A 14,191-nucleotide genomic window follows, 5' to 3' on the forward strand; every position below is an offset into this window, starting at 1 on the left:
CTTCTCAAGCGCAAGACCCCGAAGCTTGCCGCAGTGGCGATGGCCAACAAGATGGCCCGTATCGCCTGGAAACTGATGACGACGGGAGAAAGCTACGATAGCGCGCGGATTGATGCCAAATGGCTGTTGCCGCGTAGTTGAGAGATTCGGCCGACCGGCGGCTTAGTCCACCGGCCGAACCGGAGCTGCAAGAGCAGAGGAGATGGTGCGATCGATCGACCCGAGACGCGAGCAAATCCGTGGGACCCATTGGCCGAACAAGGTCGCAGGGTTGATTGGAACTCGTGTTGCGGAAACCATCTTGGCCAGCGGCTACCAAGCTGCACCGACAGGCCGGACATATGGATGCAAGCGATCCGATCAAACCTCACAAAGCTCTTGTGCCACGGGGGCCGTCCACATATGGGTCCCGGGCTCGCGACTTCGTCGCGCCCCGGGACGACGGCAGAGTTTGTTGATGCGGCTGCGCAGAACATCGGCATAGGAACCGTCCGTTCGCACCTGCACTCTCACATTATAAGCATGTGAAGCCCTGCATTAGAATGTGAAGCCCTGCGGCTTTCCGTCATCCGAATTGTCGAGACGGCAGGCGGCCTTGCCGGTTGCCTCGCTGCGCCTGCGTCGCTATCGTCTCATCAAACAGGCCGCAAAAGGCCCAAAAAGTTGATGTGTCAGGGAGGAAGAGGATGCGGAGCGTGTGGGCGCTCGCCGCAGTGGCGGCGCTATCTGTGCTGACGGCTTCAACCACCACGCGCGCCGGCGAGCCCAAACAGGGCGGGATCCTGCGGATGTATCATCGCGACAGCCCAGGCAATGCGTCGATCCATGAGGGCGCGACCTATTCGCTCAATGTTCCCTTCATGCCCGTGTTCAACAATCTCGTCATCTACAAGCAGGACGAGCCGCAGAACAGCCTCAACAACATCGTCCCGGAACTCGCCGAGAGCTGGGCCTGGGTCAACGACAACAAGACCCTGACCTTCAAGCTGCGCCAGGGCGTCAAATGGCATGACGGCAAGCCGTTCACCGCGGCCGACGTCAAATGCACCTTCGACATGCTGATGGGCAAGTCGCAGCAGAAGTTCCGGCAGAACCCGCGCAAAGCCTGGTACAACGAGGTCAACGACGTCGCGACCAATGGCGATTTCGAGGTCTCGTTCAACCTGAAGCGGCCGCAGCCTTCGCTGCTGGCGCTGCTCGCCTCCGGCTACACGCCGGTCTACCCCTGCCATGTCTCGCCCGGCGACATGCGCACGCATCCGATCGGCACCGGACCGTTCAAATTCGTCGACTTCAAGGCCAATGAATCGATCAAGCTGACGCGCAATCCGGATTATTGGCGCAAGGGCCGCCCCTATCTCGACGGCATCGAATTTACCATCATTCAGAACCGCTCGACTGCCATCCTCGCCTTCGTCGCCGGCAAGTTCGACATGACCTTTCCGACGCACATCACGATTCCGCTCCTGAAGGACGTGAAATCGCAGGCGTCGAACGCGATTTGCGTGGTCGAGCCAACCAACGTCTCGACCAACATCATCGTCAACTCCACGGCGCCACCCTTCGACAACGTCGACATCCGCCGCGCCATGGCGCTGGCGCTCGACCGCAAGGCGTTCGTCTCCATCCTGTTCGAGGGGCAAGCGGATATCGGCGGCACCATGCTGCCGCCGCCGCACGGTCTCTGGGGCATGCCGAAGGACATGCTGGAGAGCATTCCGGGCTATGGCCCGGATGTGAACGCCAACCGCGAGGAGGCGAAGAAGCTGATGCAGAAGGCGGGTTATGGTCCGGACAAGCATCTCCCGGTCAAGGTCTCGACGCGCAACCTCGCGGAATATCGCGATCCCGCCGTGATCCTGATCGACCAGCTCAAGAGCATCTATATCGACGGCGAGCTCGACGTCGTGGAGACCGCAAACTGGTTCCCGAAGGTCGCGCGCAAGGATTACATGCTCGGCCTCAACCTCACCGGAAATGCCGTCGACGATCCCGACCAGTCCTTCTACGAGAACTATTCCTGCGGCTCGGAGCGCAACTACACCAATTACTGCAACAAGGAGATCGAGAAGCTCTTCGACGCGCAGTCGCAGGAGACCAACATCGACAAACGCAAGAAGCTGGTCTGGGAGATCGACAAGAAGTTGCAGGAGGACGTCGCCCGCCCGATCATCTTCCATGCGCGGGCCGGCACCTGCTGGCAACCCTATGTCAAGGGCGTGACGGTGATGTCGAACAGCTCCTATAATGGCTATCGCTACGAGGACGTGTGGATGGACAAGTAGCGCAGGCCTCGGGCGGCTGACGGGTTCGACAGGAGGCGATGCATGTTTGCCTATCTGGTGCGGCGCCTGTTCCTGATGCTCGTGACCCTGTTCGGGATCTCGATCGTCATCTTCTTCCTGCTGCGCATCGTGCCCGGCAACATCGTCGACATCCTGTTCGCCGCGGCCGGCTATGTCGATCCCGCCGACAAGGCCAATCTGGAGAAGGAGCTCGGCATCGACCAGCCGCTGATCGTGCAATATTGGCACTGGATCAGCGGCTTCCTGCGCGGCGATTTCGGCTACTCCTACGTCTCCGAGAAGCCCGCGCTGCAGGAGATCCTGCCGCGGATCCCGATCACGGCGCGGCTCGCTGGCCTTGCGCTGTTGTTCTCGGCCTCGATCGGCATCCCGCTCGGCGTCATCAGCGCGGTGAAGCAGGGAACAAAGCTCGATTACGCGCTGCGCGTCGTCAGCCTCAGCGGATTGTCGCTGCCCTCGTTCTGGCTCGGCTTGCTCATTCTCACCGCGTCGGTGGCGATGTTCGGCCAGATGCCGATCTTCAACCCCAATCCGCAGACCTGGCTCGAAGCGTTCGCGACCTATGCCGTGCCGGCGGCCGCCGTCGGCTTTCGCAGCGCCGCGCTCACCATGCGCATCACGCGATCCTCGATGCTGGAGGTGCTGCGGCAGGATTACATCCGAACCGCACGCGCGAAGGGCGCATCCGATGCGGCCGTGAACTATCACCACGCGCTGAAAAACGCGATTCTGCCTGTCATCACCGTGATCGGCATTGAGGCGGCGTTCCTGATCGGCGGCCTGATCGTCACCGAGACCGTGTTCAACATCCCCGGCGTCGCACGCTTCCTGGTCGAGGCGATCCGCTGGCGCGACTATCCGATCGTGCAGAACCTCGTGATGCTCATCGCGGTCGTGGTGGTGTTCGCGAATTTCACCGTCGACATGCTCTACGCGGTGTTCGATCCGCGCATCCGGTACACGGATTGATCGTATGATTTTTGCTCACACAGTGAATTCGCTCTCTTTCACCTCTCCCCGCTTGCGAGGCGGGGTCGAATTTGCGCAAGGCGCAAATTCGGGTGAGGGGGGCTCTCCGCGAGTCCAACTCTCACCGTCCCTGTGGAGAGCCCCCCTCACCCCAACCCTCTCCCCGCAGGCGGGGCGAGGGGGAAGGTAGCAGCATGGCCGCGATCGACTTTGACGTTGAACTGAGGCGCGCCGGAGCGCACGCGACCGGTGGCTGGCGGCGAGTGCTGTTCCTGGCGCGGCGGCACGTGCTGGGCGCGGCCGGGCTCGTCATCATGACGGCATTCGTGTTCACTGCGATCTTCGCCGATTTCATCGCGCGATATGATCCGCTCACGGTCGATTCCGCCCACGCGCTGATGCGCCCGAGCCTGGCGCACTGGATGGGCACGGACTCGTTCGGCCGCGACGTCTTCAGCCGCATCATCCATGGCGCGCGGATCTCGCTCGCGGTCGGCATCGGCTCGACCGCGCTCGGCGGCTCCATTGGCGTAATCGTGGGCCTCACTTCCGGTTATCTCTCCGGGTGGGTCGATCTCGTGTTCCAGCGCGTGTCCGACATCCTCCAGGCGCTGCCGCTGCTCGTGCTGGCGCTGGTGATGACCGCCGCGCTCGGTCCGTCGCTGCCGAACGTGATCCTCGCGATCGCCATTCCACTGATCCCGACGGTCGCGCGCGTCATCCGCGCCAACACGCTGGCGCTGCGCGAGCTGCCATTCGTCGAAGCCGCCAAGTCGATCGGCATGAGCGAGGTACGCATCGCGCTCCGCCACGTGCTGCCGAACACGCTGGCGCCGTTGATCGTGCTCGCGACCGCCCAGCTCGGCTCCACCATCCTCACCGAAGCCTCCCTCTCCTTCCTCGGCCTCGGCATTCCCGAGCCTTATCCGTCATGGGGCCGCATGCTCTCCGAGTCCGCCGCCGAATATGTCCGCACCGCGCCGTGGCTCGTGATCTTCCCGGGCATCGCGATCAGCCTCGCCGTGTTCGGCGCCAATCTGTTCGGTGACGCCCTGCGCGACATTCTCGACCCGAGGCAGCGCGGCTGATGGCGGAAAAATCCGATCTCGTGCTCGAAGTGAAGAACCTGAAGACGGTGTTCTTCACCAACTCCGGCCTGTTCAAGGCCGTGGACGACGTCTCCTTCACCGTCAGGCGCGGCGAGACGCTGGCGATCGTCGGTGAATCCGGCTGCGGCAAGAGCGTCACCGCGCTGTCGCTCATGCGGCTCGTGCCCGATCCCCCCGGCCGCATCGTTGGCGGCTCCGTCGCGCTCGAAGGCACCGATCTGCTGGCGCTGGATGAAGCCCAGATGCGCGCTGTCAGGGGCAACCGCATCTCCATGATCTTCCAGGAGCCGATGACCTCGCTCAATCCGGTCATGCGGATCGGCGACCAGATCGTGGAGGCCGTGCGGCTGCACCGGAACATACCGTCGAAAGAGGCGCAGAACATCGCGGTCGAGATGCTGCGGCTGGTGCGAATTCCTGAACCGGCCCGCCGCGCAAGGGAATATCCGCATCAACTCTCCGGTGGCATGCGCCAGCGCGCGATGATCGCGATGGCGCTGGCGTGCCGGCCGGCACTCCTGATCGCGGACGAGCCGACCACCGCGCTCGACGTCACCATCCAGGCGCAGATCCTGGCCCTGATCCTCGACCTGCAAAAGGAGCTCGGCACGGGCCTCGTGCTGATCACGCACGATCTCGGCGTCGTCGCACAGACTGCGCAGCGCGTGATCGTGATGTATGCGGGCCGGAAGGTCGAGGAGGCCAGCGTCGAAGCGCTCTTTGCCGCGCCAATGCATCCCTACACGCGCGGGCTGATGGCCTCGATCCCGGCCGTGCCGGCGTCCGGTGTCGCCGCGCAGGAGCGGCTGAACGAAATTCCCGGCACCGTGCCGTCGCTGGTACGGCTACCAAAAGGCTGCGCCTTTGCGCCGCGCTGCAAGCTCGCGGTCAAACGTTGCGAGGCCGAGTATCCGCCGCTGGCGGACTGGGGGCGGCGGCCATCTCGCTGCCTGCTGGCGCGCGGGCGAAGTGGCGGAGGTGGCATGACCGAGACGCTGCTCGAAGTCACCGATCTTAGGAAGCATTACCCGGTGCGCGCCGGCGTGCTGCGCCGGCAGGTCGGCACCGTGCATGCGGTCGATGGCGTCTCGTTCTCGCTCGGCACCGGTGAGACGCTCGGGCTCGTCGGCGAATCCGGCTGCGGCAAGTCGACGGTGGCGCGCAGCGTGCTGCGGCTGGTCGAGCCGACGTCAGGCCAGATCCGCCTCGAGGGCGAAGACATCACCCATCTGTCCAAGACGGCGCTGCGGCCGCACCGCCGCTCGATGCAGATCGTGTTCCAGGACCCCTTCGCCTCGCTCAATCCGCGCATGACCGCGGGCGACATCGTCGGAGAGCCGCTGGCCGTGCATGGTCTCGCGACCGGCAAGGCGCTGGAGGCGCGCGTCGCGAAACTGTTCGAGCAGGTCGGCTTGCGGCCCGACCAGATGCCGAATTTCCCGCATCAATTCTCCGGTGGCCAGCGTCAACGCATCTGCATCGCGCGGGCGCTCGCGCTGGAGCCGCGCCTGATCGTCTGCGACGAGCCGGTGTCCGCGCTCGACGTCTCGATCCAGGCGCAGGTCATCAACCTCCTGATCGACCTGCAGCGCCAGCACGGTTTTTCCTACCTCTTCATCGCGCACGACCTCGCCGTGGTCGCGCATATCAGCCACCGTGTCGCGGTGATGTATCTCGGCCGCATCGTCGAGATCGCCGACAAGGACGAGCTGTTCCGCAACCCGCGCCATCCCTACACGCAGGCCCTGCTCGCCTCCGTGCCGATCGCCAACCCGCTCGCGAAAAAACTCGCGCCGCTGGTCGACGGCGACGTGCCGAGCCCGGTCAATCCGCCCTCGGGCTGCGCATTCCACACCCGCTGCCGCTTTGCGATGGAGCGATGCAAGACGGAACGGCCGGCGCTGGTGGACGCGGGCGGCGGGCACCGGGTGGCGTGTTTGCTGAATGAGGGGACGGGGCGGAGCCAGTAGGTGCCGTAGGGTGGGCAAAGCGAAGCGTGCCCACCGTCCCCGTACAATCGCCGCACGACGGTGGGCACGGCGCTATGCGCCTTTGCCCACCCTACGACAGCAGCGCCTGCCGCGCTAACCCGCCTCGATCTCCGCCACGATCCTGCCCGTGGTCACCTGCTCGCCCTCGGCGACGTCGATCGCGGCGACGATTCCGTCGATGCCGGCCTTGTGGACGTGCTCCATCTTCATCGCTTCCAGCGTCATCACCGGCTGACCGGCGATGACGCGGTCGCCCGGCTTGACCAGGACGGCGACGACGCGGCCGTTCATGGCGGCGCGGACCTTGCCGTCGCCGCCATTGCTCGTGGCGGCCTTTGGCGCGGCGAGCGTGAGATCGGTCACCGTGAGCGGGATGCCGCGGTGCTGGAGATAGAGCCGGTCGCCGTCGCGGAGAAACCTTGCGCTGTCCGTCACGCCATCGTGGCGGAAGCGGACAGCGTCGGGTTCGAGCTCGTCGATCTCGAACCGGTTCTGACGGCCGTCGACGACGACGGTGTAACCGCCGTCGCGCTCGCGCGTGACTTCGAGTTCATGCGCTTGGCCTGCGATCTCGATTTTCGCCGGCAGCGGAAAGGTTGCCGCGAGGCTCCGACCGCCGCGCCATGACGGCGCCAACGGATTGGTCACGTAGAGCAGCAGGCCCGCCAGCGCCGTATCGAAAGCGGCGCCTGCCCGTGGCGCCAGCAGCTCGTCGCGGTGGGCGCCGATGAATGCCGTCGTCGCCTCGCCCTTGGCAAAGCCGGGGTGACGCAAGCACGACATCAAGAAGGCCTGGTTGGTGGTCACGCCGAACGCAGTGAGCTGCTCCAGGCCGACGATCAGCCGCCCACGCGCCTCCTCGCGGGTCGCACCAAGGCTGATCACTTTGGCGATCATGGAATCGTAGAACGGCGGGATCTCCGAGCCCGATTGCAGCGCGTGCTCGACACGGATGCCGTCCGGCACCTGCCAGCGCGCCATGCGGCCGGACTGCGGCATGAAATCATGCGCGGCATCTTCCGAACAGAGCCGGACCTCGATGGCATGGCCCGAGAAGCGGATATCCTGCTGCTTCACGGGCAAAGGCTCGCCGCGCGCGACGCGCAGTTGGAGCTCGACGAGATCGAGCCCGGTAATCGCCTCGGTCACGGGATGCTCGACCTGGAGGCGCGTGTTCATCTCCATGAAGTAGAACTCGCCGCTCGCATCGAGCAGGAATTCCAGCGTGCCGGCGCCTTCGTAACGCAGCGCCTTCACAGCGGCGACCGCGACCTCGCCCATTTTCGCGCGCAGCTCCGGCGTCACGGCCGGCGACGGCGCCTCCTCGATCAGCTTCTGGTGCCGCCGCTGCACCGAGCAGTCGCGCTCACCGAGATGGATGGCGTTGCCGTGGCTGTCACCGAAGACCTGGATCTCGATGTGCCTGGGGTTCTGAATGGCGCGTTCGAGGATAACCGTGGGATCGCCGAACGCTGCCTTCGCCTCCGACCGTGCGCTGCGCAGCGCATCCGGGAAGGATGCGGCGCCGGCGACGAGCCGCATGCCACGCCCGCCGCCGCCCGCGACCGCCTTGATCATCACGGGGAAGCCGATTTTCCTGGCCTCCGCGAGCATGACCTCATCGCCCTGGTCGGCGCCCTGATAGCCGGGCACGACAGGCACGCCCGCCTTCTTCATGATCTCCTTGGCGCCCGCCTTGTTGCCCATCGCCTCGATCGCCTGCGGCGACGGGCCGATGAAGATGAGGCCGGCATCCTTGCAGCCTCTCGCAAACTCCTCGTTTTCGGCGAGGAAGCCGTAGCCGGGATGCACGGCATCCGCGGCGCTGGCCTTGGCCGCGGCGATGATCGCGGGGATGTTGAGGTAGGATTGCGCCGGCAGCGCTTCGCCGATGCGCACGGCCTGGTCGGCCTGTCGCACATGGAGCGCATCGCGATCGGCATCCGAATAGACCGCAACGACGCCAAGGCCGAGCTGCCGCGCACTTCGCATCACGCGCAATGCGATCTCGCCGCGATTGGCGACCAGGACCTTGAAGAACGGCCGGTGCTGCACTGATCCGTTCCTCATGGGCGGGCCACCGAGAATTGCATGCGCTGGGGTGTGCGCGTATCGCCCTCGCGGCAGATCGCGAGCACTTCGGAGAGGACCGCGCGGGTATCGCGCGGATCGATCACGCCGTCGTCGAGCACACGCGCGCTGGTCGAGAACACATCCATCTGGCCGTCGAACACGCCGACGATCTGCGCCTTCATGGCCTCCAGCTTGTCCTTCTCGATCGGCTTGCCGCGGCGTGCTGCGGCGGCCTCGGTCACGATCGCCATGGTCTCGGCCGCCTGCTCACCGCCCATCACGGCAGTCTTGGCATTCGGCCAGGAGAAACAGAAGCGCGGATGAAAGCCGCGCCCGCACATGCCGTAATTGCCGGCGCCGAAGGAGGCTCCGCAATAGATCGTGATCTGCGGCACCGTCGCCGAGGTCACCGCCTGGATCATCTTCGAGCCGTGCTTGATCATGCCGGCCTCTTCATAGGCCTTGCCGACCATATAGCCGGTGGTGTTGTTGAGATAGAGCAGCGGCGTGCGGGTCTGGCAGCAGGCCTGGATGAAATGCGTCGCCTTGTTGGCGCCATCAGGATCGAGCGGACCGTTATTGGTGATGATGCCGATCGCCTGGCCCTCGATGCGAGCGTGGCCGCAAACTGTGGCCGGTCCGTAGTTCGGCGCGATTTCGGTGAAATCGGAATCGTCGATAATGCGCGCGATCACCTGCTTCATATCGACCGGGCGCTTGTGGTCCATCGGCATGATGCCGAGCAGTTCGTCCTGGTCGTAGCGCGGGGACTTGAATTGCGCCGCCACCCGGCCCGGCCGCTCCCATTCCAGCGCCGCCATGATCTCGCGCGCGATGCGAAGTGCGTCGCGGTCGTCCTCGGCAAGGTAGTCGCCAAGGCCCGAGACCTGCGTGTGCATCTCGGCCCCGCCGAGTTCTTCCTCGGTCGCGATCTCGCCGGTTGCGGCCTTCAGCAGTGGCGGCCCAGCGAGGAACGCGCGGGTGCGGCCGCGAACCATAACGATATAGTCGGACAGGCCGGTCTGATAGGCACCGCCGGCGGTGGACGAGCCATGGGTCACGGTGACGACCGGCAAGCCTGCCGCTGAGAGCCGCGCGAGATTGCGAAAGATGTTGCCACCGCGGATAAAGTCCTCGACGCGGTAGCGCAGCAGATTGGCACCGGCGCTCTCGACGAGTTGCACGTAAGGCAGCTTATTCTCCAGCGCGAGCTCCTGCACCCGCAGCGCCTTGTCGAGGCCGTAGGGCTGAAGCGCGCCGGCATCGATGCCCGCATCACTGGCGCTGACCATGCAGCGGATGCCCGAGACGAAGCCGATACCGGCGATGACGCCGCCGCCGGGCACGCTCTTGGCCGGATCAGGCACGTCGAACATGTAGCCGGCGAGCGTCGACAGCTCGATGAAGGGCGCGCCGGGGTCGAGTACCAGCGCGACGCGCTCGCGCGGCAGCAATTGCCCGCGCTTGTGGAATCGATCCTTTGCGGCCGCCGACGCCGCACGCGTGCGCTCTTCCAGCGCGCGCATGCGATCGATCAGGGCGAGCATGCCGTCGCGGTTGGCGTGGTAGGCGGCGCTTCCGGGGGAAATGGTGTTTTCGAGAATGGACATGAAATCTATCCCAGTCGTCATTCCGGGGCGCGACAAAGTCGCGAGCCCGGAATCCATAACCACGAGTCGGGAGTATGGATTCCGGGCCTGGCCCTTCGGGCCATCCCGGAATGACGGAGTGTGTGGCTACCGGTTCGTCCCAAAGATCTTCCGCGCCTCGGCGGGGCTCGCGATCTCGCGACCCGCGCGGCGCGCGCAGGCGGCGATGGCTTCGATCAACTGGCCATTCGACGTCACCTTCTTGCCGTCGGCGAGGTAGAAGGCATCCTCCAGACCGGTGCGCAAATGGCCACCGAGCTCGGCGCAGCGCTGGTGCAGCGGCCAGATCTCCTCGCGGCCGATCGCGGTGACCTGCCAATGCGCTTCCGGACGCTTCAGCTTGATCAGGATCGGCAGCAGCTCCGGATCCGACGGCATGCCGGAGGCGACGCCCATCACGAAGTTATATTCGAGCGGCCCCCTGTACATGCCGACCTGGTGATACATGCCGACGCAGCGGACGATGCCGACATCGAAGCATTCGAACTCGGGGATGGTGCCGACCGAGTTCATGACGTCGAGATAGTCCTTCACCTTCTCGACTGCGTTGTCGAACATCATCGGCGGCCAGGCCCAGGTGTTGTCGGCCTTCACCTTGAGATAATTCAGCGAGCCGGCGTTGCAGGCGGCGATCTCCGGCCTGGTCTCGCGGATGCAATCCAGCGCGCCGCTGTAGTTCGGCCCGGAGACACCGGAGGTGTGATTGATGATGACGCCGGGGCAGGCTTCGCGGATTGCCTGCTGGATCTCCTTGCTGACGCTCACTTCCCAGGACGGCAGATGCCCCTTGTTCGGCGCCTGCTGGCGCAGATGGATATGCATGATGCTGGCGCCGGCATCGAACGCGGCCTTGGCCTCGCGCGCCATCTGCTCCGGCGTAACAGGCACGTTGTGCTGCTTCGGGTCGGTGAGCACGCCGTTCAGCGCGCAGGTGATGACGGCCTTGTCGCTCATGCCTTGTCGCTCATGACTTGGATGTCTCGCATGTTGAGAGTTCAACGTTTGCGATCATGTGGCGCGCGACACGCGGCTTCTTGCGCGGAGAAGCTAGCGGAAAACGGCGAAACGTAGGGTGGGTTAGCCTTGTGACTGCGCGAAGCGCAGTTCGCTGGGCGTAACCCACCAACGTCTCTCACCGCGGATGCAGAAGTGGTGGATTACGCCTTCGGCTAATCCACCCTACGAAGCGATGCTAGCTCGCTTCCGCGAGTTCCCTCACCGTCTCGCTGCTGCGATAGATCGCAAGGTCGCGCGAGCCGACGAAGATCGCGCGCGGCTTCAGTCCGTAGAAACGGCGGATCGAATGGCTGAAATGGGTGCTGTCGGGATAGCCGATGTCCTGCGCGAGATGCGCGAGGTTCAGATCCTGGTTCGCGAAGTGCAGCAGGTGCCGCGCGCGCTTCCAGGCGCGGAAGGAGCGGAACGAGATGCCGGTCTCTTCCTTGAACAAATGCAGGAAGCGCGAGGCTGAAAGACCGGCTTCCGCCGCGCACGTATCCGCCGTCACCGGCTCGCCGGAGAAACGCTCGATGCGCGCGACCGCGCGCGTCACCCGCGGGTCGAGCATACGGCGCGGCAGCGCCTCGCCAAAACACATCTCGTCGAATTCGGCTGTCGTGATGTCGCCATAGCGGCGCTGGCGCAGCAGCGCATAGGCGACGAGAATCTTGCGGGCATAGACGGACCTGTCAGGTCCGGTCAGCCGCCGGGCCAGGGCTTCCAGCACGCCATCCGGCATGCTTTCGGGTTCGAGCGTCACGCTGATTACGGTGCGGTAGTCGCTGGCAATGGAATGTCGCTGGTTCGGCAGGGTGACGAACAGCTCGCCGGTGGCGAGGACATCGTCTATCGTCAGATGCAGGCTGGCCTTGACCGCGACATAGACGTGGCAGCAGCCGGGAGTCCGCTTGCGGGGCCGGCCAAGGAAGCCGGCATAGAATACCCGCTCGGGCGTAATCAGCATCAGATGGTCGGATTCGCGACCCTTTTCTTCCATTGGAACTCCTCCTCGCGCGGCTCTCTGGCCGCTGCGGAACGAAGGTCACCTTAGCGGAAATTTGGGCGCTGTCACGATGGGATAATGCTGTCATGGAGACATGCATTGTCGTTCCGGGGCGTTCCGCTGGACCGAACCCGGAACCTGGAGATTACCGCGCGAGATTCCGGGTTCGATGCTTCGCATCGCCCCGGAATGACGAACCCTGTTACGCCCTCACGCGAGGCGCGACGTTCTGCTCGGCTCCAGCCCTTTGTTCCGCAGCAACTGCGCGCTTGAACCCGTCGCGTTGCTGCAATCGCGCCCAATAGGCTGCGACATTAGGTCCAAAGTCCTTTGCGAGCCCGATATTGCTGGCGAGACGGAGCGCGTAACCGATGACAATGTCAGCGGCGGTGAAGCGGCCGGCGCACAAGGTTTCGGCATTCGCAGCCGCTGCCTCAACGGCGCGCAGCCGACCCAAGAACCATTTTGCGTAGTCGCCGACGACCTGCGGATTGCGGCGCTCTTCCGGCTCGAGCTGGGTGTAACGGAGCACCAGCGTTTGCGGGAAGGTTAACGTGGCGTCGCTGAAATACATCCAGTTCAGGAACGCGGCATAGGCGGAATCCTCCGGCCCGACCATCAGCGGCGTCGGCCCGTATTTGATGCCGAGGTAATGGCAGATGCCGGAGGACTCGGTCATCCGCGCCTCGCCGTCGATCATGAACGGGATGGTCCCGAGCGGATTGATGCCGAGATAGTCCTTGGCGAAGACCCGAGGCGGGAACGGCAGCATCTTCAGCTCGTAAGGAAGTCCCATCTCCTCGAGCATCCAGAGCGGACGGAAGGAGCGTGCGGCGTCGCAGTGATACAGCGTGATCATCAGGCATTTCCTTTGCTGCCGGGCAGCGTGCCCATCATCTTGCACAGGACCGTCAGCATGACCTCGTCGGCACCGCCACCGATCGAGGTCAGGCGGCTGTCGCGATAGGCGCGGCTGACCGGCGTCTCGTTGGTAAAGCCCATTCCGCCCCAATATTGCAAACAGGCGTCGGTGAGCTCGCGGCCGAGCCGGCCGGCCTTCAGCTTGGCCATGGTCGCGAGCCTCGTCACGTCCTCGCCCGCCACCAGCGCCTCTGCGGCGCGATAGATCAGCGCGCGCAGCAGCTCGACCTCGGTCTGCATTTCCGCAAGCTTGAAGTGCACGACCTGGTTGTCGAGGATGCTCTGGCCGAAGGCCTTTCGGTTGCGGGTGTATTCGATGGTCTCGTTGATGATGTATTCATGTGCCTTGAGGCAGGCGGCGGCGCCCCAGAGCCGCTCCTCCTGGAACTGGATCATCTGGTAGGTGAAGCCCTTGCCCTCATCGCCGATCCGGTTGCGCTTGGGCACGCGGACATTGTCGAAGAATATCTGTGCGGTGTCGGAGGAGCGCATGCCCATCTTGTCGAGCTTGCGGGCGACGGTGACGCCCTTGCTCTTCATGGGCACGCAGATCAGCGATTTGTTGCGGTGAACCTGCCCCTCGCCGGTGTTGGCGAGCAGGCAGATCCAGTCGGCCTGGGTGCCGTTGGTGATCCACATCTTGCCGCCATTGATGACGTAATCGTCGCCGTCCGAGCGCGCATTGGTCTTGATCGAAGCGACGTCCGATCCGGCGCCGGGTTCCGAGACGCCGATGCAGGCGACGTAATCGCCCGCGATCGAGGGGGCCAGAAACTCGCGCCGCACCTCGTCCGAGCCGAATCGCGCCAGCGCCGGCGTCGCCATGTCAGTCTGCACCCCGATCGCCATCGGCACGCCGCCGCAGGTGATGGCCCCGAGTTCCTCCGCCATCATCAGCGCGTAGGAATAGTCGAGGCCCGAGCCGCCGAACTCGACCGGCTTGTTCAGGCCGAGGAAGCCGAGGCTGCCCATCTTCTTGAACAGCTCATGTGCCGGGAAGATGTCGGCCTTCTCCCATTCATCGACATGAGGGTTGATCTCGTTGGCGATGAATTTTTGTAAGGAGCGTCGGATCTCGTCGTGGTCGGCGGCAAACAGCATTGTCTCTTTCGAGCTCCAATCGATTTATTCTCGTCATTCCGGGGCATCGCGAAGCGATGAGCCCGGAATC

General features: G+C 64.5%; 10 protein-coding genes and 1 pseudogene. 5 read left to right on the forward strand and 6 right to left on the reverse strand.

Annotation, left to right across the window (positions count from 1 at the left end; genetic code table 11):
- Positions 1-686 precede the first annotated feature (686 nt).
- The 5 genes and pseudogenes from AC630_RS28055 (at position 687) to AC630_RS42995 (ending at position 6,354) form a co-directional block, all read left to right on the forward strand.
- The gene (locus AC630_RS28055) at positions 687-2,285 is read left to right on the forward strand and encodes an ABC transporter substrate-binding protein (RefSeq protein ID WP_074121700.1); all 1,599 of its coding nucleotides are present in this window, start codon (positions 687-689) and stop codon (positions 2,283-2,285) included.
- Between the two features lie 42 nt (positions 2,286-2,327).
- On the forward strand, positions 2,328-3,275 hold the full coding sequence (locus AC630_RS28060) for an ABC transporter permease (RefSeq protein ID WP_074121701.1): 948 nt from the start codon (positions 2,328-2,330) through the stop codon (positions 3,273-3,275).
- 194 nt (positions 3,276-3,469) lie between these two features.
- On the forward strand, positions 3,470-4,363 hold the full coding sequence (locus tag AC630_RS28065) for an ABC transporter permease (protein ID WP_074121702.1): 894 nt from the start codon (positions 3,470-3,472) through the stop codon (positions 4,361-4,363).
- Positions 4,363-5,371, forward strand: a pseudogene (locus tag AC630_RS42990) (ABC transporter ATP-binding protein). The gene AC630_RS28065 and the pseudogene AC630_RS42990 overlap by 1 nt, the downstream one beginning before the upstream one ends.
- The gene (locus AC630_RS42995) at positions 5,368-6,354 is read left to right on the forward strand and encodes an ABC transporter ATP-binding protein (protein ID WP_083636428.1); all 987 of its coding nucleotides are present in this window, start codon (positions 5,368-5,370) and stop codon (positions 6,352-6,354) included. The pseudogene AC630_RS42990 and the gene AC630_RS42995 overlap by 4 nt, the downstream one beginning before the upstream one ends.
- A gap of 114 nt (positions 6,355-6,468) precedes the next feature.
- On the opposite strand, the gene AC630_RS28075 is transcribed toward AC630_RS42995, so the two are convergent.
- The 6 genes from AC630_RS28075 to AC630_RS28100 all read right to left on the reverse strand — a co-directional run bounded on the left by AC630_RS28075 (position 6,469) and on the right by AC630_RS28100 (position 14,121).
- Positions 6,469-8,445 carry an acetyl-CoA carboxylase biotin carboxylase subunit gene (locus AC630_RS28075; RefSeq protein ID WP_074121704.1) on the reverse strand — a complete coding sequence of 659 codons (1,977 nt, stop codon included), beginning with the start codon at positions 8,443-8,445 and terminating at the stop codon, positions 6,469-6,471.
- Entirely contained in the window at positions 8,442-10,058 is a 1,617-nt protein-coding gene (locus AC630_RS28080) for an acyl-CoA carboxylase subunit beta (protein WP_074121705.1), read from the reverse strand. Before AC630_RS28080 ends, AC630_RS28075 begins: the two co-directional genes overlap by 4 nt.
- A gap of 126 nt (positions 10,059-10,184) precedes the next feature.
- Positions 10,185-11,051, reverse strand: coding sequence for a beta-keto acid cleavage family enzyme (locus tag AC630_RS28085; protein ID WP_074121706.1), 867 nt, complete (start codon positions 11,049-11,051; stop codon positions 10,185-10,187).
- A 238-nt stretch (positions 11,052-11,289) separates the two neighbouring features.
- Entirely contained in the window at positions 11,290-12,093 is an 804-nt protein-coding gene (locus AC630_RS28090; RefSeq protein ID WP_074121707.1) for a helix-turn-helix domain-containing protein, read from the reverse strand.
- Positions 12,094-12,301: 208 nt separating this feature from the next.
- Positions 12,302-12,958, reverse strand: a complete 657-nt coding sequence (locus AC630_RS28095) for a glutathione S-transferase family protein (protein WP_074121708.1) — start codon at positions 12,956-12,958, stop codon at positions 12,302-12,304.
- Positions 12,958-14,121, reverse strand: a complete 1,164-nt coding sequence (locus AC630_RS28100; protein ID WP_074121709.1) for an acyl-CoA dehydrogenase family protein — start codon at positions 14,119-14,121, stop codon at positions 12,958-12,960. Before AC630_RS28100 ends, AC630_RS28095 begins: the two co-directional genes overlap by 1 nt.
- Positions 14,122-14,191 lie beyond the last annotated feature (70 nt).

Origin of the sequence: Bradyrhizobium sp. AS23.2, from assembly GCF_001908185.1 — a bacterium.
Lineage (GTDB): Bacteria > Pseudomonadota > Alphaproteobacteria > Rhizobiales > Xanthobacteraceae > Bradyrhizobium.